Genomic DNA, 20,512 nt, shown 5'->3' with positions numbered 1-20,512 from the left:
TAGTAATGATTAAATATGTTTTGGTTTATTTGATTTGTTCACTGGTTTTTCCGAACCGGCGTTCCCGCTTCTGATAGTCGCAGATAGCTTTCCGCAACTCTTCGGCATGGAAGTCGGGCCAATATGTATCGCAAAAGTAGAGTTCGGAGTAGGCGCATTGCCACAACAGGTAGTTGCTCAGTCTGATTTCTCCGCCGGTACGTATCAGCAAGTCGGGGTCAGGCATGAAGTTGGTGGCCAGATGCTGCGAAATGAGTTCGCTGTCAATCTGCTCCGGCTGCAGCGTTCCGTCCTTGATCAGGCGGGCTATCTGCCGGGTGGCTTCGGTGATTTCCCATCGTGCCGAATAGCTGAGTGCGAGGACCAGACACATGCCGGTGTTGGCCGATGTATGTTCCACACAGGCTTGTAGCCTTTCCTGCACGTTGGCGGGCAGTTTGGCTATATCGCCGATGATGCGGAAGCTGATGTTGTTCTTCATGAACGTCTCCTCTTCGATGCTCTCGAAAAGCAAGCTCATCAGTGCGGCCACTTCTTCGGAGGGGCGGTTCCAGTTCTCGGTGGAGAAGGTGTACAGCGTCAGGTACTTGATGCCCAGCCGTGCCGCTTCTTCGGCGATGATGTGCACGGTTTCGGCTCCGGCCTGGTGCCCGAAACTGCGTTCGTGTCCGCGCTGTTTGGCCCATCGTCCGTTCCCGTCCATGATAATGGCTACGTGTCGTGGTATCCGGTTTAAATCTATTTGCTCTGTATCTTGCATCTCTCTTGCTTCTTTTGGTGTTTTCCTATTCCTTATATATATGTAATGGAAAAAAGGTGTGCGGCTGGTGCCGCTGTCCGGTTATTGCTGTTTGAATCCCAACCGGTTGAGACGTCCGCGCCAAACTTCGTTCGGTGTGCCGCTCGACTGGCCTATTACCAGCCAGATGAAGTTGTCGTTGTCGACGGCCAGCGAGTAGTTGCCTCGCAGTTCTACGTCCTTCGGCAGCAGGAACATGCTTTCGGTCTTGTACCATGCCAGTCCGGCATCGGACTTGTAGAAGTTTTGCAGCCGTTCGCCCGTGATGTAGAACTGTCCGCCATAATAGATGATGGACGGATAGTAGCCGATGTTGGCAGTCAGGCAATAACTGTCGTACGAAGTTCCGGGATCCATCTGTGCCCAGTCGTGTCCGTCGTATGCCCACGGAATGATTTTCTCTCCGGTGGTTTTGCCCACGATCATGATTTCATCCAGCATGTTGGCTGTCTGGAATTCTGTGGAGTAGATGTTTTCGGTGGGGAATTCTTCGGGTACGGTCGGCGTGTTGCTGTCGATGGCCGGCCAGGCGGTGTTGCCTTCCTGTGCTGTGACGAGGTAGGAATTGCCTTCGTGACCCAGTATACCGATCAGTTGTCCCTGGAAACTGCTTATCAGTGTTTCTACGTTGCCGCTCAGTGCTTCTACAAGGTTCCAGCTGATACCGTCGGTCGAGCGGTAAACGTTGCCATCGCCGGTCGAGGCATACAAGACGTCTTCGGCATCGGCTTGCGGGCTGACTGTTTCATTGCTGTTCTTGACAAAGGCGGGGATACGGTCGAGTGCGGGAAGTCCCTGTACGCTGATCTGCTCCCAGCTGTTGAATGTCTTGGTCGAAGTGCGGTATGCGGTAAGCGATGTACCCTCCAGCACGTATACCAGCAGGTTGTTGTCCAGCGTCACGGCTTTCTGGCGGTTGGCGATGGAGGCGGAGGGGAATCCGGCAATGCGGTCGGTCATGTTGGTCCATTGCAGGGAGTCGGGTTCCTGTTGATGGATGTTGATGCGCAGCGTGTAGTCGCGGGTTGTGAGTCCGTCGGCTGCGTAGATTTTGAACTTCAGGCCTTCGACGGTTGCGGCTCCGGTCAGGTTCTGATAGTTGTTGATGTTCAGTATGGTGTCGGTGATGTTCCCTGAAGTGACATAGCCCGTGACGTAGAAAGTATCGATGAGGATACTGTCGATGATGGTGTCGGAGCCTACTGGCAGGGAGTCTATATTGTAGATTTCTCGTTTGACTTGGTCAATAGTGAATGGATAGTGTTTTCCGTGGATAGTGTCCAGACCGAAGGCATGTACGGTGGCATCGGAACTAACCTCGTATTCGTCGTCCGAGCTGAGGCACGAACTGATGGCTATAGACATGAGCAGAAAACACGCAATAACAGATAAAAATTTTATTCTCATTTCTTTTTCGTACGATAGTGTTTATTTACAAGTTGCAAAAATAGGAACAATTTTTTCTCTAAACAGCTTTATGGAGAAGTTTTATATAAAATTATAGATAATGAGGCCGTTTTTGCCGACCAAAAACTTCTCGATGTAGGCTATTTACAGAGCCTTTCTGCATAGTAATGACGAACGTCGTGCCCGAAATGCTGCACGGTGTCGTAAGAAAAATGACTGTCCATGCGGGGAGCACTGACGCCGTTGTGTAGCATCAAGGGAGTCTTTTCGACGAAGGCTTCGTCCCACAGCGAGCTGTCGATGAACGATTGCAGCAGCTGGCTGCCACCCTCGACCAGCAACGATTGCAGGCCGCGCTGATACAGTGTCTCCATGATTTGCGGAAGCAGGGGGCGTGTGTAGTCGGCCTGGATGTACTCTACGTTGTGGGTCGAAGTGGCCTGTCGGGCGGTGAAGACCAGTGTGGGGACGGTACCGTCGAACAGATGCAGACTGGTTGGCAACGACAGGTTGCGGTCGAGCACGACACGCACGGGCGAATGGCCGTACCAGTGGCGCACGGTCAGCGAAGGATTGTCGAGGAGGGCGGTTCGCGTGCCTACCAGGATGGCGCTGTGCTCGGCGCGCTGTTTGTGTACCAGCATGGCGGTCAGCGGGTTGGACAATACAACGGGGCTTCCGCCGTCGCGAAGCGTGTCGATGTAGCCGTCGGCCGATTCGGCCCACTTCAGTGTGACGTAGGGGCGGCGGTGTGTGTGGAAGGTGATGAAGCGGCGGATGAGGTGCCGGCACTCGGCTTCGAGCACGCCTACCACGACTTCGCGTCCGGCATCGCGCAGCTTCTGTATGCCCCGACCAGCTACTTTCGAAAAGGGGTCCTGACAACCTACGACGATGCGGGGAATGCCTTTCTCGATGATGAGGTCGGCGCAGGGAGGCGTCTTCCCGTAGTGTGAGCAAGGCTCCAGGCTGACGTAGATGGTGGACCGTCGCAGCAGGGAGGGATCTTTCACGGAGCGGATAGCGTTGACTTCGGCGTGGCCCTCGCCACAGCGCACGTGGTAGCCTTCGCCGATGATGCGTCCGTCGCAGACGATGACGGCGCCTACCATGGGATTGGGGGCTGTGCTGCACAGGCCGTTTTGGGCCAGTTGGATGCAGCGGCGCATGTATTTTTCTTCTTCCATTACAGTGTCGTTTTTCGGATTTTCGTATTTTTGCGGGCAAATTCAGCCCGACCCGTTCATGAGTGTAACCGTTTCGTATATTCGCCACCGGCTGCAGGAATGTTATTCCCGGCAGGAGGCTGCCGCTTTGTCCAAGATTGTCTGTTGCGAACTTCTGGGGCAAAGCACGGTCGACTATTACTTGGGCAAAGATATGATTTTATCTTCAAACGTTGAACAGGAATTGGAAAGCATTCTTTCGCGCCTGTGCAATTTTGAGCCTGTGCAGTACGTTCAGGGCTTTGCCCGTTTTCTGGGGCGGACGTTCCGCGTGAAGCCCGGGGTGCTGATTCCCCGTCCCGAAACTGAAGAGCTGGTGGAGAGGATGTTGAAGCAGGTGTCGCCCACGGCGCGGATATTGGATGTGGGTACGGGCAGCGGGTGTATCGCCGTCAGCCTGTCGTGTGAACTGCCCGAGGCCGACGTACGGGCATGGGACGTGTCGGACGAAGCACTGGCCGTGGCGCGCGGCAATAACGATTCGCTGGGCGCGTCGGTGCGCTTCGAGCAGCATGATGTGCTGACCTATCAGCCCGACGGACGCGAGTGCTACGACGTGATTGTGAGCAATCCGCCGTACGTGACCGAGGCCGAACAGGCCGATATGGAGCGTAATGTGCTCGACTGGGAGCCGGCTTTGGCCCTGTTTGTGCCCGACAATGATCCGCTTCGCTTTTATCGCCGCATTGCGCAGCTGGGCATCGACTTGCTGGTGCCGGGTGGCAAGCTGTACTTTGAAATCAACCGGGCTTTCGGCCCCGACACCGTAGAGATGCTGCGGCAGATGGGGTATTCCGAAGCCTTCGTCGAACAAGATATTTCCGGAAATGACCGGTTTGTAATAGCTAAGAAATGACAGAAATCACAGAAAATGACGCTTTCCGCAAAGTGGCGGCTTATTGTGCCGCTGCCGAGCATTGCCGTGCCGAGATTGTAGAGAAGATGCAACGCTGGGGACTGCCCTACGAGGTCGTAAACCGTGTGGCCGACCGCCTCGAACAGGAGAAGTATATCGATGAAGAACGCTTCTGTCGTGCTTTCGTGCGCGACAAGTATCGCCTGGCCAAGTGGGGCAAGGTGAAGATAGGTCAGGCGTTGCAGCTGAAGAAGATTCCGAAGCTGGTTTACCTGCCGTTGCTCAACGAGATAGACGAGGCCGACTACCTGAGCGTGCTGCGCGGCTTGCTGGCTGCCAAGCGGAAAAGCGTCCGCGCGGCAAGCGAATTCGAGCTGAATGCCAAACTGATACGGTTCGCCCTGAGCCGTGGTTTCGAGCTGAAAGACATACGGCGCTGCATCGATATCCCCGATGAGGAGCTCTGTGAGGCGGACTAAAAAAAAATATCGCCTTTCCTTTTTCAAATATCATTCTCTTTCCTTATTTTTGCATTCGTATTTATCATAAGTTAGTTTGCTATGAAAACTTTGGAAAGATTGTTTGCAGAAAAATTGCTGAAGATTAAAGCGATCAAGTTACAACCGGCTAACCCTTTCACTTGGGCTTCCGGATGGAAATCTCCATTCTATTGTGACAATCGCAAAACATTGTCTTATCCTTCTTTGCGTAACTTTGTGAAAGTAGAGATTACGCGTATTATCCTGGAACGTTTCGGACAGGTCGACGCCATTGCCGGCGTAGCAACCGGAGCCATCCCGCAGGGTGCACTGGTGGCCGACGCGCTGAATCTGCCGTTCGTATACGTACGTTCCACGCCGAAAGACCATGGATTGGAGAACCTGATTGAAGGTGAACTTCGTCCGGGAATGAAAGTCGTAGTAGTAGAAGACCTTATCTCGACAGGCGGAAGCAGCCTGAAAGCTGTCGATGCCATCCGCCGCGACGGATGCGAAGTTATAGGTATGGTAGCTGCCTACACGTACGGTTTCCCGGTTGCCGAAAAGGCATTCAAGGACGCTAAAGTGCCGTTGGTGACACTGACCAACTACGAAGCTGTCATGGAAGTGGCTTTGCGTACCGGTTACATCGAAGAGTCTGACATCGAAACGCTGAACGAATGGCGTAAAGACCCCGCTCATTGGGATGCCGGTAAATAAATACTGTTTGGAAAATATTTTTGTATGATGAAAGAATTGTTCGGATAGTTATTGTCCGAATGATTCTTTTTTTGTCTTTAAAGAACCCGTGATATATGATCAAATTCGAAAGTAGCGTTAAGATGATAGCCGCCTCGCAGGCTGCTGTCTACGAGAAACTGTCCGACCTGAACAACCTGGAGAAAGTAAAGGACCGCCTGCCCGAAGACAAGGTGAAGAACCTGACCTTCGACGCCGAAAGCCTGTCGGTAGAAGTGCCGCCCGTAGGAAAAATCACCTTGCAGATTGTGGAAAAAGAACCCTGCAAATGCATCAAGTTCGGCACCACCACCTCGCCGCTGCCCTTCAACCTGTGGATACAGATACTGCCCACGGCCGAAAACGAATGCAAAATGAAGCTGACCATCGGCCTGGAGCTGAACCCCTTCATGAAAGCCATGGTGCAGAAACCCCTGCAGGACGGCGTGGAGAAGATGGCCGAGATGCTGTCGATGATACCCTATTGATGCACGAAACGTTTCATTAACCCTTAAACACCTCAATACAAGATATGGCTCAGAAACTTTGGGAGAAATCCGTTCAAGTAAACAAAGACATCGAACGCTTCACGGTGGGACGCGACCGTGAAATGGACCTCTACCTGGCCAAGCACGACGTACTTGGCTCCATGGCCCACATCACCATGCTCGAAAGCATCGGTCTGCTGACTGCCGACGAACTGAAACAGCTGCTTGCCGCGCTGAAGGACATCTACGCGCAGGCCGAAAAAGGAGAATTCGTGATAGAAGACGGAGTGGAAGACGTACACTCGCAAGTAGAACTGATGCTGACCCGCCGCCTGGGCGATGTTGGCAAGAAGATACACAGCGGACGCTCGCGCAACGACCAGGTGCTGCTCGACCTGAAGCTCTTCACCCGCGCACAGATTAAGGAGATAGCCGAAGCCGTCGAACAGCTGTTTCACGTCCTCATCCGCCAGAGCGAACGCTACAAGGACGTACTGATGCCCGGCTACACTCATCTGCAGATAGCCATGCCTTCGTCGTTCGGACTGTGGTTCGGTGCTTACGCCGAAAGCCTGGTCGACGACATGCTCTTCCTGCAAGCCGCCTTCAAGATGTGCAACCGCAATCCGCTCGGCTCCGCTGCCGGATACGGTTCGTCCTTCCCCCTGAACCGCACGATGACCACCCGTCTGCTGGGCTTCGACTCGCTGAACTACAACGTGGTCTACGCACAGATGGGACGCGGCAAGATGGAGCGCAACGTTGCCTTCGCCCTGGCCACCATCGCAGGAACGCTGTCCAAGCTGGCCTTCGATGCCTGCATGTTCAACAGCCAGAACTTCGGCTTCGTCAAGCTGCCCGACGACTGCACCACCGGTTCCAGCATCATGCCCCACAAGAAGAACCCCGACGTCTTCGAACTGACCCGCGCCAAGTGCAACAAGATACAGTCGCTTCCCCAGCAGATCATGATGATAGCCAACAACCTGCCCTCGGGCTACTTCCGCGACCTGCAGATCATCAAAGAAGTTTTCCTGCCCGCATTCGAGGAGCTGAAGGATTGCTTGCAGATGGCCACTTACATCATGAACGAAATCAAGGTGAACGAGCACATCCTCGACGACGACCGCTACTCGCTCATCTTCAGCGTCGAAGAAGTGAACCGCCTGGCCCGCGAGGGAATGCCCTTCCGCGATGCCTACAAGAAGGTGGGCCTCGACATCGAAGCCGGCCGCTTCACCCCTTGCAAGGAAGTGCACCACACGCACGAAGGCAGCATCGGCAACCTGTGCAACGACGCCATCGCGGACCTGATGCAGCAGGTAGTCGACGGTTTCCACTTCGAAGGCATGGAGCAGGCCGAACGTGCCCTGCTGGGCCGCTGATAAGTACCCCTTTTCGGGGCACTTGCAGCCCGTTTGTAGGACACTTGCAATCCATTTGTGGAATACTTGTGTGGCTCGCGAGCCACACTTGCATTGCTCGCGAGCCGTGCAAGTGTCCTGCAAAAGCCCTTCTGGCGAGCCCTGAGCAGGGTGTTTCGCCTTGTTGCCGTCGGGGCGATTTCTCCTCAACAGGCAGAAGGGTTGGAAGAAAAAGCAAGTTTTTTGTCGAAAAGTTTGGTGGTAATGGTGAAAGTCTTTATCTTTGCACCCGTTCTTCAAAAACGACCTGCGGAAATAGCTCAGTTGGTAGAGCACAACCTTGCCAAGGTTGGGGTCGCGAGTTCGAGTCTCGTTTTCCGCTCCATTTGTTCCCCTTCCTATTTATGGATGCTCGAATGGTGGAATCGGTAGACACGAGGGACTTAAAATCCCTTGGCCATTGCGGCTGTGCGGGTTCAAGTCCCGCTTCGAGTACGAAATAAAAATCGCAATCATCTGGATGACAGCTGGTTGCGATTTTTGTTTTGAGGCGGTTGCGTCGAGTTTACATAAATCTTGAAAGATTCATTCCCCCTTCCCAACTTCGCATCCTACCGCTTCGCCCTTGCATCCCCTGTAACCTCTTGCCCATTTGCTTGCAGATGTCAGATTATTTTGCGAATATTGCACATAGGTTGTATTATAATAACAGATTGAATACGTATGAATGGGAAATTTTTAGGATTGCTTCTTTTAGGAGCATTGTCGGCAGGGACACTGGCGGCAAAAGACTATTTGGTATCAACGCGGCACACCTCATTGCTTATCAAGGCTGACGAGGGAAAACAGGCAAGGTTCCAGTATTACGGAACGAGAATCGCCGAGAATGAAATAGACGGCATATACAATGCCGGTCTGGCATACTGGGCAGAAACTTATCCGTGCTTCGGCATCAGTTCGTATGGCGAGAAAGCTTTTGCCGTGGCACATTCGGACGGCAATATGTCGGTCGACCTGGTTGTGGAAGGAGTAAGGCAGTACTCGGACGAGGAAGCGGATATAACCGAAATCACGCTGAAGGACAAAGTCTATCCTTTGGTTGTCAAGCAGTATTACAAGGCGTATAAGGGAACGGACGTCATCTCGACATGGGTCGAAATAACCAATAACGCAAAGAAGGCGCTTACCCTGTACAAGTTCGCCTCTGCATCGCTGCCGGTCAAGCGGGCCGATAACTGGCTGACTCATTTTCACGGTACGTGGGGCGCCGAAAACATGATGGAAGAAGAGAAGCTGACCAACGGACAGAAGGTAATAGCCAACAAGGAGGGAATACGCAATACGCAGACAGACAATCCGTCGTTTATGCTCACTTTGGATGGTTGCCCGCAGGAAGAAAACGGAAGGGTGATCGGAGCATCGTTGGCATGGAGCGGAAACTATCTGATGAAGATTATTGCAGACAACTCAAGAATCAATGTAATCGCAGGAATAAACGAGGAAGTTTCGCACTATGTTTTAGAGCCTAAAGAAACGTTCGTAACTCCCGAACTGGCCATGACCTACAGTTCCGAAGGCAAGGGCGGCGTGAGCCGTGCATTCCACAGATGGGCCCGGGCGTACAAGCTGAATCAGGGGAACAAAGAACGCGACATCCTGCTGAACAGTTGGGAAGGCGTGTACTTCAATGTCAATCAGGAAGGAATGGACCAGATGATGAAAGACATGTCGGCAATGGGCGGCGAACTGTTCGTAATGGACGACGGATGGTTTGGCGACAAATATCCGCGCAATGACGACAAAACAAGTTTGGGCGACTGGACCGTCTGCAAGGAAAAACTGCCCGAAGGCATCGGAGGGCTTCTGGCTTCGGCCAAAAAACATAATATCAAGTTTGGCATCTGGATTGAACCGGAAATGGCCAACACCAAAAGCGAACTGTTTGAGAAGCATCCCGACTGGGTACTGAGCCAGGACAATCGCCCGCTTACGACCGGACGTGGAGGAAGCCAGGTTGTGCTGGACCTGACCAATCCGGAAGTGCAGGACTTTGTATTCGGCGTAGTCGACAAACTGATGACCGAATATCCCGAAATAGCTTATATCAAATGGGATGCCAACGCGGCTCTTATGAACTACGGTTCCCACTATCTGCCCAGTCAGAAACAGTCGCACATCTACATCGAGTATCACCGGGGCATGAATAAAGTATTGGAGCGCATTCGTGCAAAATATCCGAATCTGGTGATTCAGGCATGCGCCAGTGGCGGAGGTAGAGTGAATTACGGTTTCCTGCCTTATTTCAACGAATTCTGGACGAGCGATGATACGGATGCCTTGCAACGCATCTATATGCAGTGGGGCGTTTCCAATTTCTATCCGTCCATAGCGATGGCTTCTCATGTAAGCGCCAACAGGAATCACCAGACCGGCAGGGTACTTCCGCTGAAATACCGTTTCGACGTTGCCATATCCGCCCGCCTTGGCATGGAAATACAGCCCAAGGACATGACCGATGCCGATAAGGCATTTGCCGGACGAGCCATAGCTGCGTACAAGAAGATACGTCCGGTTGTACAGTTTGGCGATCTTTACCGCCTTGTATCTCCGTACGACAAGAAAGGAATTGCTTCCCTGATGTATGCCGCTCCCGAAAAGGATAAGGCTGTACTGTTTGTTTATAAGACAGAGCATTTCCTCAACCAGCTTATGCCCGACGTCGTACTTTCCGGTTTGGACGAAAACAAAACATACCGCATCACCGACCTTACACCGGAAAATGAGCAGAAGCCCTCGGCCCTGAACGGCAAAGTCATCAGCGGCAAGATACTTAAGGAGGCAGGACTGTCTGTAGCATCCGCATTGCGGGCAGAGTATTCGAGCCTGGCGCTGCTGTTCGAGGTGGTTGATTGAGGATTGGGCAGCAGCCGTCTGTTTGCCTTGTGCAGGGTTGCAGAATGGCTATAAGTAGCCTGTATTTTTTCCCCAGTTAGGGAAAAATAAATTCCCAGTTAGGAAAAAATTTTTTCCTAACTGGGAATTTTTAATGACATAATAGCTACTGCTTATTATTTCTCGTCGTTCTTCCGTATCTCCACACGGCGGATCTTTCCGCTGATGGTCTTGGGCAGTTCGTCGACGAACTCGATGACGCGCGGGTACTTGTAGGGGGCGGTCACCTTCTTCACGTGGTTCTGAAGTTCCTTGATGAGGGCGTCGCCGGCCTTGTCCTTGTAGGCTTTGGAGAGGACGATGGTGGCTTTCACTACCTGACCGCGGATTTCGTCGGGTACACCGGTGATGGCACACTCTACAACGGCAGGATGGGTCATCAGCGCGCTTTCTACTTCGAACGGGCCGATGCGGTAGCCCGAACTCTTGATGACATCGTCGGCACGGCCAACAAACCACAAGTAGCCGTCTTCGTCCTTCCAGGCCACGTCGCCCGTGTAGTAGATGCCGTCGTGCCAGGCTTCGCGGGTACGTTCGGGATCGCGGTAGTACTCTTTGAAGAGGCCGAGGGGCTTACCCTTGTCGGTGCGGATGACGATTTGTCCCTGCTCACCGGCTTCTACCGAGCGGCCTTCGTGGTCGATGAGGTCGACATCGTATTGCGGATTGGGCAAGCCCATGCTGCCGGGTTTGGGTTCCATCCAGGGCATGGTGGCTACGGTCAGGGTGGTTTCGGTCTGCCCGAATCCTTCCATCAGACGGATGCCGGTCAGTTTCTTGAAGGTCTCGAACACGGCGGGGTTCAGGGCTTCGCCGGCGATGGTACAGTACTCCAGACAAGACAGGTCGTACTTCGTCAGGTCTTCGTGGATGAGGAAGCGGAAGATGGTGGGCGGCGCGCAAAGCGAGGTGACGTGATAGTCTTGAATCTTCTGCAGGATGTCGGCGGGCGTGAACTTCTCGTGATCGTAGACGAAGACGTTGGCTCCGGCTATCCACTGTCCGTACAGTTTGCCCCATACGGCCTTGCCCCAGCCGGTGTCGGCGATGGTGAGGTGCAGGCTGTTGGGCTTCAGGTTGTGCCAGATGTAGCCCGTCACGATGTGTCCCAGCGGGTAGGTGAAGTCGTGAGCCACCATCTTGGGTTCGCCCGTGGTACCGCTGGTGAAGTACATCAGCGAGATGTCGTCGTTGGTGTTGACGTGTTCGGGGCGAACAAAGGGTGCGGCTGCTTCGATGCCCTTGTGGAAGTCTTCGTAGCCTTCGGGCACTTCGGGACCTACGCTGACCAGGCACTTCACGCTAGGCGACTCAGGCATGGCGGCGGTGATGTGGTCGGTGATGACCGTTTCGCCTGCGCAGACAATCATTTTGATGTCGGCAGCGTTGCAGCGGTAGACGATGTCTTTCTTCGTCAGCAGATGGGTGGCGGGGATGACAACGGCTCCCAGCTTATGCAGGGCCACAATGCTGAACCAGAATTCGTAACGGCGTTTCAGGATGAGCATCACCATGTCGCCGTGGCCGATGCCAAGGCTTTGGAAGTAGCTGGCCGTCTGGTCGGTGTAGCGCTTCATGTCGGCGAAGGTGAACTGGCGGTGTTCGCCCTTGTCGTTGGTCCAGAGCAGGGCGGGTTTATCGGGTTGTTCGGCTGCCCAGGCGTCGACGACGTCGTAGCCGAAGTTGAAGTTCTCGGGTACGTTTATTTTCAGGTTCTCTTTGAAGTCCTGTTGTGAGGTAAATGTGGTCTGTTTTAGAAATCTTTCTATCATAGTTGTTGTAATGAAGAATCTTTTTAATGAAGAATTGAGAATTAAGAATGAAGAATCTCTGTTTGAATGAAGAATGAAGAACGAATAACGAAGAATCCGGACAAGCTGTCCCGCCGCATGGAAATTCTTCATTCTTCATTTTTTAGTTCTTCATTTACATGATTATTGCCAGGAACCGTACGGTTTTTCCGTCCAGCGCTTTCATGCCGTGTGGCAGGCTGGAGTTGAAGTAGATGCTGTCGCCCGGATACAGGGTGACTTCCTTGCCGCCGATGCTGAGCAGCAGGGTACCTTCGATGACGAGGTTGAACTCTTGTCCCTGATGCGTGTTGTAGTGCATGGGGTTATCGTTGGGCTCGACGGTGACGATGAACGGGTCGGCCTTGCGGTCCTTGAATCCGGCAGCCAGTGACTGGTACTTGTAGGCTTTGGTTCGCTCTACGCTTACGCCTTTGCCGGCGCGGGTCAGGAAGTAGGTGCTCATCTTGGGCTCTTCACCGAACATCAGGGCATCGAGGGCGATGCCGTAGTGGCGGGCTATCTGCTGCATCATGCTTACGGAGATGTCGTGCTCGCCCGATTCGGCTTGTTCGTACTCCTGACGGTCGATGCCGCAATCGCTGGCCAGTTCTTCCGTTGTCAGTTCCATGGCGTCGCGCAGTCCACGCAGACGCTCGGCTATTTGTTTAATCTGTTCGTCCATGAGGAATATAATGGTTAATGGTTAATGATTAATGGTTAATAGTGGTTGCCTTGTTTGGCTGTTTTGATGCTTGCTGTGATTATTTTCATAAGTTCTAAAGCATCTTCGTTTATACTTTCATAAGCATTTTGACTTATATAATCAGTCTTATACAAGAGCTTCAACCAATATAAGGTTTCGTTCGTTTCCTTTTGGGCAATAGCCAGTTTATGTATGAAGTCCGATTTGCTTTCGCTATGTTCGCTTTCACTGACCATGGCTCCTATTGAAGTCCCGGAACGGAGAATTTGTTTGGAAAGAATAAGTTCTTTCTTTTCTTCATTCAGATATTTGCATAGCTTTACTATCCTTATTGCAAAATTGAAACTTTTATCCTTTAACAAATTCATGGTAAATGGTAAATGGTGAATGGTAAATGATTAATGATTAATGGTTAATGGTTAATGATAAATGGTGAATGATTAATGGTTGGTGGCGATTTTTTCATTGCGCAGCTTATTAACCATTTATCATTAACCATTTACCATTAAACAGCACTGTTTTTTACCGCCTTGATAAGTGCCGACGTGAATCCGTCGTGCTCCAGGCTGTTGATGCCTTTGATGGTAAGTCCGCCGGGGGTGCAGACTTTGTCTATCTCAAGTGCGGGATGGGTGTCGCCCTTCAGGATGAGTTCGGCGGCACCTTTGACGGACTGGGCCACCATCTTCATGCCGTCCTTGGGATAGATGCCCAGCTCGATGCCTGCCTGCATGACTGCCTGGATGTACTTCAGGGCATAGGCGATGCCGCACGAGGTCATGGCCGTGGCAGCGGCAAACTTTTCTTCGGGCAGCAGCATGGCCAGTCCCATTTCGTTGAAGATGTCGAGCACCAGTTGTTGCTGTTCGGCACTGGCGTGGGCACTGGCAATGAGTGTCATGCTCTGCATCTCGCTGATGGCGGTGTTGGGTATCAGGCGGAAGATGGGCATCTGAGGACATCCAAGCAGGTTCCAGATTTCGCCCAGACTGATGCCGGCGGCGATGGAGATGAGCATCTGCTGTTCGTTCAACTTGATTCCGCTGAGCACGTCGTGTACCAGCCAGGGTTTGACGGCCAGCAGCACGATGTCGGCCTGGCTGGCAGCCTGGCAGTTGTCGCTGGTGGTGCAGATGTCGGGATAGTCGGCCTTCAGGGCTTCTAACTTCTGAGCCGAGGGATTGGATACGATAATGTTGGCGGCAGGGATGATGGTTCCCTTGCACAGCCCGCGGGCGATGGCTCCTCCCATGTTGCCCGCACCTATGATTGCTATCTTCATATCGTTGGTCAATTAAATTCTTTTCTCTTCGGGCAAAATTATACATTTTTTTTAGAATATACTATCAAAATGCTGTCTTTCCTTGCGAAAAAGCAGATGGAGGGGGAGTGGCCGTGAGCCTTGCGGAGGAAGTGCCTGAGGGGCTTCTGAGAGACACTTGTACGGCTCGCGAGAAACACAAGTGTGGCTCGCGAGCCGTGCAAGTGTGGAACAAATGGATTGCAAGTGTCGCTCGCGAAGGGTGCAGGTGGGGGAAAAACAAGGCGGGAATGCCCTTGTTAATCTGTAATGTATTTACGGATTAAGTTCTGAAGTTCTTTGTCGCTGATATTTTCGCATTCAGATTTGTCGTAGATGGTCAGTAGTTTGACTTCCGAAGCTATATTGGCCAGAATGACGGTGTAGGTAATGACGCGGGCACCTCCACTTTTGCCTTTGCCTTTTGAGGCGATTGACATGCGGACTTTTCGGAGCCCTTTTCCTAAATCGGTTCCTTGCAGAGGATTGTCTTGTAGGCTGATACAAAGAGTCCTTACGTCTTCTTTAATAGATTGGTATCGTTTGGAGAGACGTCTCAATTCTTTTAAGAATTGTGGGGAAACACTGATGTTACAATTCATTGAGCGCTTCCTCCAGACTTTTGAAAGTCAAATTACCTTCTAAGTTCTCTTTAAGCTCTTTGCAGGCCTGGTCGAAACTAGCAAGGGCCTCTTCCTTACTTAAAAGATGGCTGGCATTTTCGGTAGCCTCGGCCTCTGCCTCTTTCTGCATAGCCAATTTCTTGATGAAGTTCAATGCCTTCTTCATGTATGTTTCGTCATCGGCTATGTAGCTTAGTTGCCTGAAGAGTTCTGCGTTCAGATTAGCTGTATCACTCATGGCTGTCCTTTCTTTTGGTTTTGATAACTCAAAGATAATGAAAGTATTGGATTGAAAAGTGTTTCCGGTTGTTTTTTTAATGAAAAATAATGCCCCGCCCTCTCTGCATGGAGAAGGCGGGGCTTATAGTTGTGGTTATGTGCCGGCCCCATTATCCCAGCACCTTTTTGAACCGTTCCAGGAAGAGGTTGGCTTCGTCCATCGACAGGCACAGGGGCGGCAGCAGACGGATGACGTTGGTGCCGCTGACGCCGGTGAATACGTGCTGTTCCTTCAGCAGATGCAGGCGCAGGTCCTTGATGGGAGCGTCGAACTCCAGACCGATCATCAGGCCACGTCCGCGCACTTCCTTGATTTGCGGCAGCTTCTTCAGTTCGTCCAGCAGATACGAGCCTACACGGGCGGCGTTGTCCACGAGGTTCTCCTGCTCCATCACGTCGAGCACGGCCAGTGCGGCGGCGCAAGCCAGGTGGTTGCCACCGAAGGTAGTTCCCAGCTGTCCGTATACGGGAGTAAACATGGGGCTGATGAGTACACCCGCCATGGGGAAGCCATTGCCGATGCCCTTGGCCACGGTGATGAGGTCGGGACGGATGCCCTGATGCTGGTGGGCGAAGAACTTACCGCTACGTCCGTAACCGCTCTGGATTTCGTCGAGGATGAGCACGGTGTTGTTGCGCGTGCAGGCCTCGCGTACGGCATGCATAAACTCATCGGTGGGCAGCTGGATGCCTCCCACGCCCTGAATGCCTTCGATGATGACGGCGCAGACATCGCCTTTGTCAATCTCGGCCACCATCGTGGCGGTATCGTTCAGAGGCACGTAGGTGACGTGTCCGCAGTCGTTGATGGGAGCGATGATTTTCGGATTGTTCGTCACCTCCACAGCCAGCGATGTACGTCCGTGGAAAGCTTTGGCGCATGACACGACGCGCGTGCGTCCGTTGTAGAACGAAGCCAGCTTCAGTGCATTTTCGTTGGCTTCGGCACCGCTGTTGATGAGGAACAGCGAATAGTCTTCGTAGCCACTGGCTTTGCCCAGTCGTTCGGCCACCTGCTGCTGCAGTTTGTTGATGACGGAATTGGAATAGAATCCCAGTGTGGCCACCTGTTGGCTGATCATCTCCACATAGTGCGGATGCGCGTGGCCGATGGAGATGACTGCATGGCCACCATACAGGTCGAGATACTCCGTACCGTTCTCGTCCCACACGTGGCAGCCTTTTCCTTTGACGATGTTGATGTCAAAGAGGGGGTATACGTCGAAAAGTTTCATGTTTAAATGAAGAATTAAGAATGAAGAATGAAGAATTTTCCCGATGTGTTCCTGAGTTTATTCTTCATTCTTCTTCAGGTTATTTTTTACCGTTCGGATGGAGGAAACAAGCAGGGCGATGAGTTCGCCGCAGTCGTTTTCCATGCTTTCGAACGAATAGTCGTTTATGTATTGTGAGTCGTGAAGCAAATTGAGCCAGTAATCGGTTTCATTTGCTTCCTTCAGCGCTACGCTCAGTTTATTAATGAAGTCGGCTTGGCTTTGGGCAAACTCTGATTCACGAATCAGTGCGCCGATGGCCGTACCCGAACGAAGAACTTGTTTACTCAGCACGAACTCTTGTACCTCTTCTCTCAAGTACCTGTTCATGCCAATCACCCGCAATGCAAATGCATAGCTTTTGGCATGCAGCAACGAGTCTTTTCTGTTGCGTGAATTCTTCATTCTTCGTTCTTCATTCTTCATTAAAAAGCACTCGGCTTCAGCCTCAGTCCCACCGTCTCTTCGAGGTTGAACATCAGGTTCATGTTGTGAACGGCCTGACCGCTGGCACCCTTCAGCAGGTTGTCGATGCACGAGATGATGAGCAGTTTGTCGCCATGCTTCTCCAAGTGAATGAGGCACTTGTTGGTATTCACCACCTGCTTCAGGTCGATGTTCTTGTCCACGATATGCGTGAAGGAGTCCTTGGCGTAGTATTCCTCGTACATGCGGCGGATTTCCTCCAGAGCAACTTTGGTTTTCACCACGCAGGTGGCGAAGATGCCGCGCGGGAAGTCGCCACGGTAGGGAATGAAGTCAATTTCCGAGTCGAAGCTGTTCTGAAGCTGGCGCAGCGACTGCTTGATTTCGGGCACGTGCTGGTGTTCGAAAGCCTTGTAGACGCTGATGTTGTTGTTCCGCCAGCTGAAGTGACTCGTGGCTCCCGGCTTCACGCCCGCTCCGGTGCTGCCCGTGATGGCGTTCACCATGATGTCGTCGTTCAGCATCAGGTTCTTGGCCAGCGGCAGAAGAGCCAGCTGGATGCAGGTGGCAAAGCAGCCCGGATTGGCTACATGCTTGGCCGTGCACGTGGCGCGACGGTTCAGTTCGGGCAGACCGTAGATGAAGTCGTGGTCGTCGCTCTTCAGACGGTAGTCCATCGAGAGGTCGATGATTTTCAAGTCCTCGGGGACGTTGTGGCTTTCCATGAACTTGCGTGTGTCGCCGTGGGCGGTGCAGAAGAAGAGCACGTCAATCTCGTCCAGCGGCAACTGGTCGGTAAAGGTCAGGTCGGTCTCGCCGTACAGACCTTCGTGTACGTCGGTTATTTTGTTTCCGGCGTTGCTCGCACTGTTGATGAAGACGATTTCCGCCTCCGGGTGGTTCAGCAGCAGACGGATCAGTTCGCCTGCCGTGTAGCCGGCCCCGCCGATAATTCCTACTTTTATCATAAATAATCTGTGTTTTTACTGTCTAAAATAACGGTTTTCCTCTTCGGGCACAATCAGTACCATCAGGAAATAAATGATGACGCCGGAAAAGGCGCTGAATATCGTAGCCAACGTATAGACGATGCGTACCAGTGAAACGTCAAGACCGAAGAACTCGGCCAGACCGGCGCACACGCCTGCGATCATGCGGCCGTTGCGTGGGCGTCGTAGTTTTTTGTCCGTGCTCATACGCTTGTCAGATGTTGTTCAACTCGTCCTTGTGCGTAGCATAGTAAGCGCGCAGCGGAGTCGACGAAACCTTGATGAAGCCCTTGGCATCCTCGGCCGTCCATCCCTTCTGCATCTCGCCATATTCGCCGAACTTGTTCTTCACCAGGTCGTCCTTGCTCTCTACGCCTACGGTGTGGAAGCCCAGCGGACGAAGTTCGAGGATGGCTGTACCGTTTACATTGCGCTGGCTTTCGGTCAGCATGGCTTCGATGTCGCGCATTACGGGTTCCAGATATTGGCTTTCGTGCAGGAACATACCATACCAGTTGGCTACCTGGTCCTTCCAGTACTGTTGCCACTTGCTCAGGGTGTATTTCTCCAGGAAGCGGTGTGCGCCGATAATCAGCATGGGGGCAGCAGCTTCGAAACCTACACGGCCCTTGATGCCGATAATGGTGTCGCCCACGTGCATGTCGCGGCCGATGCCATAAGCAGCTCCGATTTCCTCTACTTTCTGAATAGCCTTGATGGGGTCGTCGAAGTGTTCGTCGTTCACGGCTTTCAGTTCGCCCTTTTCGAAGGTGAGGCGCAGTTGCTCGGTGCCCTCTTTGGTGCAGTGCTTCAGGTAAGCGCTCTCTGGCAATCCCTGGGCAGAGTCGAGTATTTCACCGCCGCAAATGCTGGTTCCCCAGATGCCGACGTTGTACGAGTATTTCAGTTTGGCAAAGTCGGCGGCAAAGCCATGCTTGTTCAGATAGTCAATCTCTTCCTGACGGCTCAGAGCCATGTCGCGGGTCAGGGTGATGATTTCCACACCCGGTGCCATGACAAGGAAAGTCATGTCGAAACGCACCTGGTCGTTACCGGCTCCGGTCGAACCGTGAGCGATGGCATCGGCACCGATTTCGTTGGCATAGCGGGCGATGGCCAGTGCCTGGAAGATGCGCTCCGAGCTGACGGAGATGGGGTAGGTGCCGTTACGCAGCACGTTGCCGTAAACCATGTATTTCAGACTCTTTTCGTAGTATTCGCGGGTGACGTCCAGTGTCACGTATTTCACGGCGCCCAGTTTGTAGGCGTTCTCCTCGTTGGTTTTCAGCTGCTCGGCACTGAATCCGCCGGTGTTGGCGCAGGCAGCATATACTTCGTATCCTTTTTCCTTGGCCAGATACATCACGGTGAACGAAGTGTCCAGCCCGCCGCTGAATGCGACAACTACTTTTTTCTTCTTTGCTTCCATAACTATTGTATTAAGAATGAAGAATTAAGAATGAAGAATGGCTTTGTCGCTCTTCTTTCCCTTGTCTTCATCGCTGTTTTTGCTTTATTTGTTGTTTCTTTGTCGAATGAATCCTGCGTCCTGAATCTGAAAATGCTTCATTCTTCATTTTTCATTCTTTATTTATGTCAGATTCTGTCTTCTTCGTGCAGCGCGGGGTCGTAGAGCATGGCGGTGCAGATGCAGAACTTGCGGTTCTTAGCCACCAGTATGTCGTGATTGATACATCCCTCGCAACCTTTCCAGAAGGCTTCATCGTCGGTCAGTTCGTTGAAGGTGACGGGCACGTAACCCAGCTCGGTGTTCATCTTCATAACGGCGGCGCCGCTGGTCAGACTGAATATCTTGGCCCAGGGCCATCGGAGGCGTGCCAGCTGGAAGGAGGCCTGCTTGATGCGTTTGGCCAATCCCAGTCCGCGGTACTTGGGGTGTACAATCAGACCGGAGGTAGCTACATACTGCTTGTTTCCCCAGCTTTCGATGTAGGTGAAGCCGGCAAAGTCGTCGCCACACAGGGCAATGATGGCTTTTCCTTCCTTCATCTTGGTTGCTACATATTCGTGTGTGCGTTCGGCGATGCCGGTGCCGCGTACTTTAGCTGCTTCGCGTATGGTATCCAAAATCTTGTCGACGTAGACTTCGTGTGAAGCGTCGGCCACCATGACTTCAATTTGTTTCGAATCCATTTCTCTCTTGATCAGTTTATTTCTTTTGTTCTTTTATATCGTTTACTTCTGTGTGTGTCGGCATCGGCCCTTGGCGTTTTTCGTTGGCGGGTGTGGCCCGTTGGGGACGCTCGTTGACGAATGCTTCTTTTCGGGGGTGCTTGCCGGCGTTCTTTTATTGGATGTTCGGTATGATGCTGGACAGGAACTGGCGTACTTCCTCGTGCGAGGTGTGTTCGTGCAGCACAAGCATGATGGTGTCGTCGCCTGCTATGGTGCCCAGTATGCCTTCGTACTCGCGGTTGTCGATGTCGTAGGCCATGCTGCTGGCATAGCCCGGGCGGGTGCGGATGACGGCGATGTTGCCCGAGAACTGAAGCGATACGAATCCGCTGTACATCAGCATTTCGCTGGGACTTTGTCCGTTGTTGCGCTTGTACATGATGTCGTTGGGTAATACATATACGTATCGTCCGTTGGTGTTGGCCGCTTTGGCCACTTTCAGTTGCTTCAGGTCGCGCGAGAGGGTTGCCTGCGTCAGTTCGAATCCTGCTTCTCCCAAGGCTTGCAACAGCTCGTCCTGCGAGCCGACTTCCTTGCTCGAAATGATCATCTTGATTGCGTCTAACCGATTGGCTTTTTTCTTCATCTTTCTGTATAATTATTCTTTCAACGCTGCAAAA

At 52.5% G+C, this 20,512-nt stretch carries 22 protein-coding genes and 2 tRNA genes; 8 read left to right on the top strand and 16 right to left on the bottom strand.

All coding sequences use genetic code 11. The features are described from left to right. Window positions 1-25: 25 nt before the first annotated feature. The 3 genes from Q3C19_RS02690 to ribD form a co-directional block, all read right to left on the bottom strand. Window positions 26-760, bottom strand: coding sequence for an isoprenyl transferase (locus Q3C19_RS02690; protein ID WP_071148489.1), 735 nt, complete (start codon window positions 758-760; stop codon window positions 26-28). 81 nt (window positions 761-841) lie between these two features. Next, window positions 842-2,206 (bottom strand): DUF6242 domain-containing protein, encoded by a 1,365-nt coding sequence (locus tag Q3C19_RS02685; RefSeq protein WP_302727051.1) that lies wholly within the window; start codon window positions 2,204-2,206, stop codon window positions 842-844. A 140-nt stretch (window positions 2,207-2,346) separates the two neighbouring features. Then, window positions 2,347-3,393 (bottom strand): bifunctional diaminohydroxyphosphoribosylaminopyrimidine deaminase/5-amino-6-(5-phosphoribosylamino)uracil reductase RibD, encoded by a 1,047-nt coding sequence (ribD, locus tag Q3C19_RS02680; protein ID WP_302727049.1) that lies wholly within the window; start codon window positions 3,391-3,393, stop codon window positions 2,347-2,349. Between the two features lie 58 nt (window positions 3,394-3,451). Between ribD and prmC the strand changes: the two genes are divergently transcribed. The 8 genes from prmC (at window position 3,452) to Q3C19_RS02640 (ending at window position 10,270) form a co-directional block, all read left to right on the top strand. After that, complete coding sequence (gene prmC / locus Q3C19_RS02675) at window positions 3,452-4,288, top strand: peptide chain release factor N(5)-glutamine methyltransferase (protein WP_302727047.1); 837 nt, start codon at window positions 3,452-3,454, stop codon at window positions 4,286-4,288. Next, complete coding sequence (locus Q3C19_RS02670; RefSeq protein WP_302727045.1) at window positions 4,285-4,767, top strand: regulatory protein RecX; 483 nt, start codon at window positions 4,285-4,287, stop codon at window positions 4,765-4,767. Before prmC ends, Q3C19_RS02670 begins: the two co-directional genes overlap by 4 nt. Window positions 4,768-4,848: 81 nt before the next feature. Next, window positions 4,849-5,487 (top strand): orotate phosphoribosyltransferase, encoded by a 639-nt coding sequence (gene pyrE, locus Q3C19_RS02665; RefSeq protein ID WP_287640799.1) that lies wholly within the window; start codon window positions 4,849-4,851, stop codon window positions 5,485-5,487. Window positions 5,488-5,582: 95 nt separating this feature from the next. Next, the gene (locus Q3C19_RS02660) at window positions 5,583-5,993 is read left to right on the top strand and encodes a hypothetical protein (RefSeq protein ID WP_022161889.1); all 411 of its coding nucleotides are present in this window, start codon (window positions 5,583-5,585) and stop codon (window positions 5,991-5,993) included. A gap of 44 nt (window positions 5,994-6,037) precedes the next feature. Next, entirely contained in the window at window positions 6,038-7,378 is a 1,341-nt protein-coding gene (argH, locus tag Q3C19_RS02655; RefSeq protein WP_277120479.1) for an argininosuccinate lyase, read from the top strand. A gap of 288 nt (window positions 7,379-7,666) precedes the next feature. After that, a tRNA-Gly gene (locus Q3C19_RS02650) sits at window positions 7,667-7,742 on the top strand. Between the two features lie 25 nt (window positions 7,743-7,767). Next, window positions 7,768-7,852: transfer RNA gene (locus tag Q3C19_RS02645), tRNA-Leu, on the top strand. Window positions 7,853-8,080: 228 nt separating this feature from the next. Then, window positions 8,081-10,270: an alpha-galactosidase gene (locus Q3C19_RS02640; RefSeq protein ID WP_302727041.1), complete on the top strand. Its 2,190-nt coding sequence runs from the start codon at window positions 8,081-8,083 to the stop codon at window positions 10,268-10,270. 155 nt (window positions 10,271-10,425) lie between these two features. On the opposite strand, the gene Q3C19_RS02635 is transcribed toward Q3C19_RS02640, so the two are convergent. The 13 genes from Q3C19_RS02635 to argR form a co-directional block, all read right to left on the bottom strand. Beyond that, a complete protein-coding gene (locus Q3C19_RS02635) occupies window positions 10,426-12,081 on the bottom strand; it encodes an AMP-binding protein (RefSeq protein ID WP_302727039.1) in 1,656 nt (551 codons plus the stop codon). Window positions 12,082-12,235: 154 nt separating this feature from the next. Next, the gene (locus tag Q3C19_RS02630; RefSeq protein WP_022161971.1) at window positions 12,236-12,784 is read right to left on the bottom strand and encodes a helix-turn-helix domain-containing protein; all 549 of its coding nucleotides are present in this window, start codon (window positions 12,782-12,784) and stop codon (window positions 12,236-12,238) included. 35 nt (window positions 12,785-12,819) lie between these two features. Then, window positions 12,820-13,173 carry a four helix bundle protein gene (locus tag Q3C19_RS02625; protein ID WP_302727037.1) on the bottom strand — a complete coding sequence of 118 codons (354 nt, stop codon included), beginning with the start codon at window positions 13,171-13,173 and terminating at the stop codon, window positions 12,820-12,822. Window positions 13,174-13,310: 137 nt separating this feature from the next. After that, window positions 13,311-14,087: a pyrroline-5-carboxylate reductase gene (gene proC / locus Q3C19_RS02620; RefSeq protein WP_302727035.1), complete on the bottom strand. Its 777-nt coding sequence runs from the start codon at window positions 14,085-14,087 to the stop codon at window positions 13,311-13,313. 278 nt (window positions 14,088-14,365) lie between these two features. Then, window positions 14,366-14,707 carry a type II toxin-antitoxin system RelE/ParE family toxin gene (locus Q3C19_RS02615; protein WP_302727033.1) on the bottom strand — a complete coding sequence of 114 codons (342 nt, stop codon included), beginning with the start codon at window positions 14,705-14,707 and terminating at the stop codon, window positions 14,366-14,368. Further along, window positions 14,697-14,966 carry a hypothetical protein gene (locus Q3C19_RS02610; RefSeq protein ID WP_302727031.1) on the bottom strand — a complete coding sequence of 90 codons (270 nt, stop codon included), beginning with the start codon at window positions 14,964-14,966 and terminating at the stop codon, window positions 14,697-14,699. Before Q3C19_RS02610 ends, Q3C19_RS02615 begins: the two co-directional genes overlap by 11 nt. 151 nt (window positions 14,967-15,117) lie before the next feature. Further along, window positions 15,118-16,242 carry an aspartate aminotransferase family protein gene (locus Q3C19_RS02605; protein ID WP_302727029.1) on the bottom strand — a complete coding sequence of 375 codons (1,125 nt, stop codon included), beginning with the start codon at window positions 16,240-16,242 and terminating at the stop codon, window positions 15,118-15,120. A gap of 57 nt (window positions 16,243-16,299) precedes the next feature. After that, complete coding sequence (locus Q3C19_RS02600) at window positions 16,300-16,686, bottom strand: four helix bundle protein (RefSeq protein WP_022163003.1); 387 nt, start codon at window positions 16,684-16,686, stop codon at window positions 16,300-16,302. Between the two features lie 20 nt (window positions 16,687-16,706). Next, window positions 16,707-17,675, bottom strand: coding sequence for an N-acetyl-gamma-glutamyl-phosphate reductase (argC, locus tag Q3C19_RS02595; protein WP_022163002.1), 969 nt, complete (start codon window positions 17,673-17,675; stop codon window positions 16,707-16,709). Between the two features lie 15 nt (window positions 17,676-17,690). Further along, on the bottom strand, window positions 17,691-17,903 hold the full coding sequence (locus Q3C19_RS02590; protein WP_022163001.1) for a PspC domain-containing protein: 213 nt from the start codon (window positions 17,901-17,903) through the stop codon (window positions 17,691-17,693). Window positions 17,904-17,910: 7 nt separating this feature from the next. Further along, on the bottom strand, window positions 17,911-19,125 hold the full coding sequence (locus Q3C19_RS02585) for an argininosuccinate synthase (RefSeq protein ID WP_071148501.1): 1,215 nt from the start codon (window positions 19,123-19,125) through the stop codon (window positions 17,911-17,913). 167 nt (window positions 19,126-19,292) lie between these two features. Further along, a complete protein-coding gene (locus Q3C19_RS02580; protein WP_022162999.1) occupies window positions 19,293-19,850 on the bottom strand; it encodes a GNAT family N-acetyltransferase in 558 nt (185 codons plus the stop codon). Window positions 19,851-20,004: 154 nt separating this feature from the next. After that, window positions 20,005-20,478 carry an arginine repressor gene (gene argR / locus Q3C19_RS02575; RefSeq protein WP_302727025.1) on the bottom strand — a complete coding sequence of 158 codons (474 nt, stop codon included), beginning with the start codon at window positions 20,476-20,478 and terminating at the stop codon, window positions 20,005-20,007. Window positions 20,479-20,512 lie beyond the last annotated feature (34 nt).

Origin of the sequence: Bacteroides sp. ET489 (assembly GCF_030518095.1) — a bacterium.
Lineage (GTDB): Bacteria > Bacteroidota > Bacteroidia > Bacteroidales > Bacteroidaceae > Bacteroides > Bacteroides ndongoniae.
The sequence above is the reverse complement of the archived record's forward strand: the minus strand, read 5'-3'. Positions and strand labels throughout refer to the sequence as shown.

Bases quoted from the DNA above. Each gene is read 5' to 3' on its own strand.
- Q3C19_RS02590 (WP_022163001.1), bottom strand. From the start codon at position 17,903: ATGAGCACGGACAAAAAACTACGACGCCCACGCAACGGCCGCATGATC.
- Q3C19_RS02690 (WP_071148489.1), bottom strand. From the start codon at position 760: ATGCAAGATACAGAGCAAATAGATTTAAACCGGATACCACGACACGTA.
- Q3C19_RS02670 (WP_302727045.1), top strand. From the start codon at position 4,285: ATGACAGAAATCACAGAAAATGACGCTTTCCGCAAAGTGGCGGCTTAT.
- proC (WP_302727035.1), bottom strand. From the start codon at position 14,087: ATGAAGATAGCAATCATAGGTGCGGGCAACATGGGAGGAGCCATCGCC.
- Q3C19_RS02625 (WP_302727037.1), bottom strand. From the start codon at position 13,173: ATGAATTTGTTAAAGGATAAAAGTTTCAATTTTGCAATAAGGATAGTA.
- argC (WP_022163002.1), bottom strand. From the start codon at position 17,675: ATGATAAAAGTAGGAATTATCGGCGGGGCCGGCTACACGGCAGGCGAA.
- argR (WP_302727025.1), bottom strand. From the start codon at position 20,478: ATGAAGAAAAAAGCCAATCGGTTAGACGCAATCAAGATGATCATTTCG.
- pyrE (WP_287640799.1), top strand. From the start codon at position 4,849: ATGAAAACTTTGGAAAGATTGTTTGCAGAAAAATTGCTGAAGATTAAA.
- ribD (WP_302727049.1), bottom strand. From the start codon at position 3,393: ATGGAAGAAGAAAAATACATGCGCCGCTGCATCCAACTGGCCCAAAAC.
- Q3C19_RS02610 (WP_302727031.1), bottom strand. From the start codon at position 14,966: ATGAGTGATACAGCTAATCTGAACGCAGAACTCTTCAGGCAACTAAGC.
- prmC (WP_302727047.1), top strand. From the start codon at position 3,452: ATGAGTGTAACCGTTTCGTATATTCGCCACCGGCTGCAGGAATGTTAT.
- Q3C19_RS02635 (WP_302727039.1), bottom strand. From the start codon at position 12,081: ATGATAGAAAGATTTCTAAAACAGACCACATTTACCTCACAACAGGAC.
- argH (WP_277120479.1), top strand. From the start codon at position 6,038: ATGGCTCAGAAACTTTGGGAGAAATCCGTTCAAGTAAACAAAGACATC.
- Q3C19_RS02630 (WP_022161971.1), bottom strand. From the start codon at position 12,784: ATGGACGAACAGATTAAACAAATAGCCGAGCGTCTGCGTGGACTGCGC.
- Q3C19_RS02580 (WP_022162999.1), bottom strand. From the start codon at position 19,850: ATGGATTCGAAACAAATTGAAGTCATGGTGGCCGACGCTTCACACGAA.
- Q3C19_RS02660 (WP_022161889.1), top strand. From the start codon at position 5,583: ATGATCAAATTCGAAAGTAGCGTTAAGATGATAGCCGCCTCGCAGGCT.
- Q3C19_RS02600 (WP_022163003.1), bottom strand. From the start codon at position 16,686: ATGAAGAATTCACGCAACAGAAAAGACTCGTTGCTGCATGCCAAAAGC.
- Q3C19_RS02685 (WP_302727051.1), bottom strand. From the start codon at position 2,206: ATGAGAATAAAATTTTTATCTGTTATTGCGTGTTTTCTGCTCATGTCT.
- Q3C19_RS02640 (WP_302727041.1), top strand. From the start codon at position 8,081: ATGAATGGGAAATTTTTAGGATTGCTTCTTTTAGGAGCATTGTCGGCA.
- Q3C19_RS02605 (WP_302727029.1), bottom strand. From the start codon at position 16,242: ATGAAACTTTTCGACGTATACCCCCTCTTTGACATCAACATCGTCAAA.
- Q3C19_RS02615 (WP_302727033.1), bottom strand. From the start codon at position 14,707: ATGAATTGTAACATCAGTGTTTCCCCACAATTCTTAAAAGAATTGAGA.
- Q3C19_RS02585 (WP_071148501.1), bottom strand. From the start codon at position 19,125: ATGGAAGCAAAGAAGAAAAAAGTAGTTGTCGCATTCAGCGGCGGGCTG.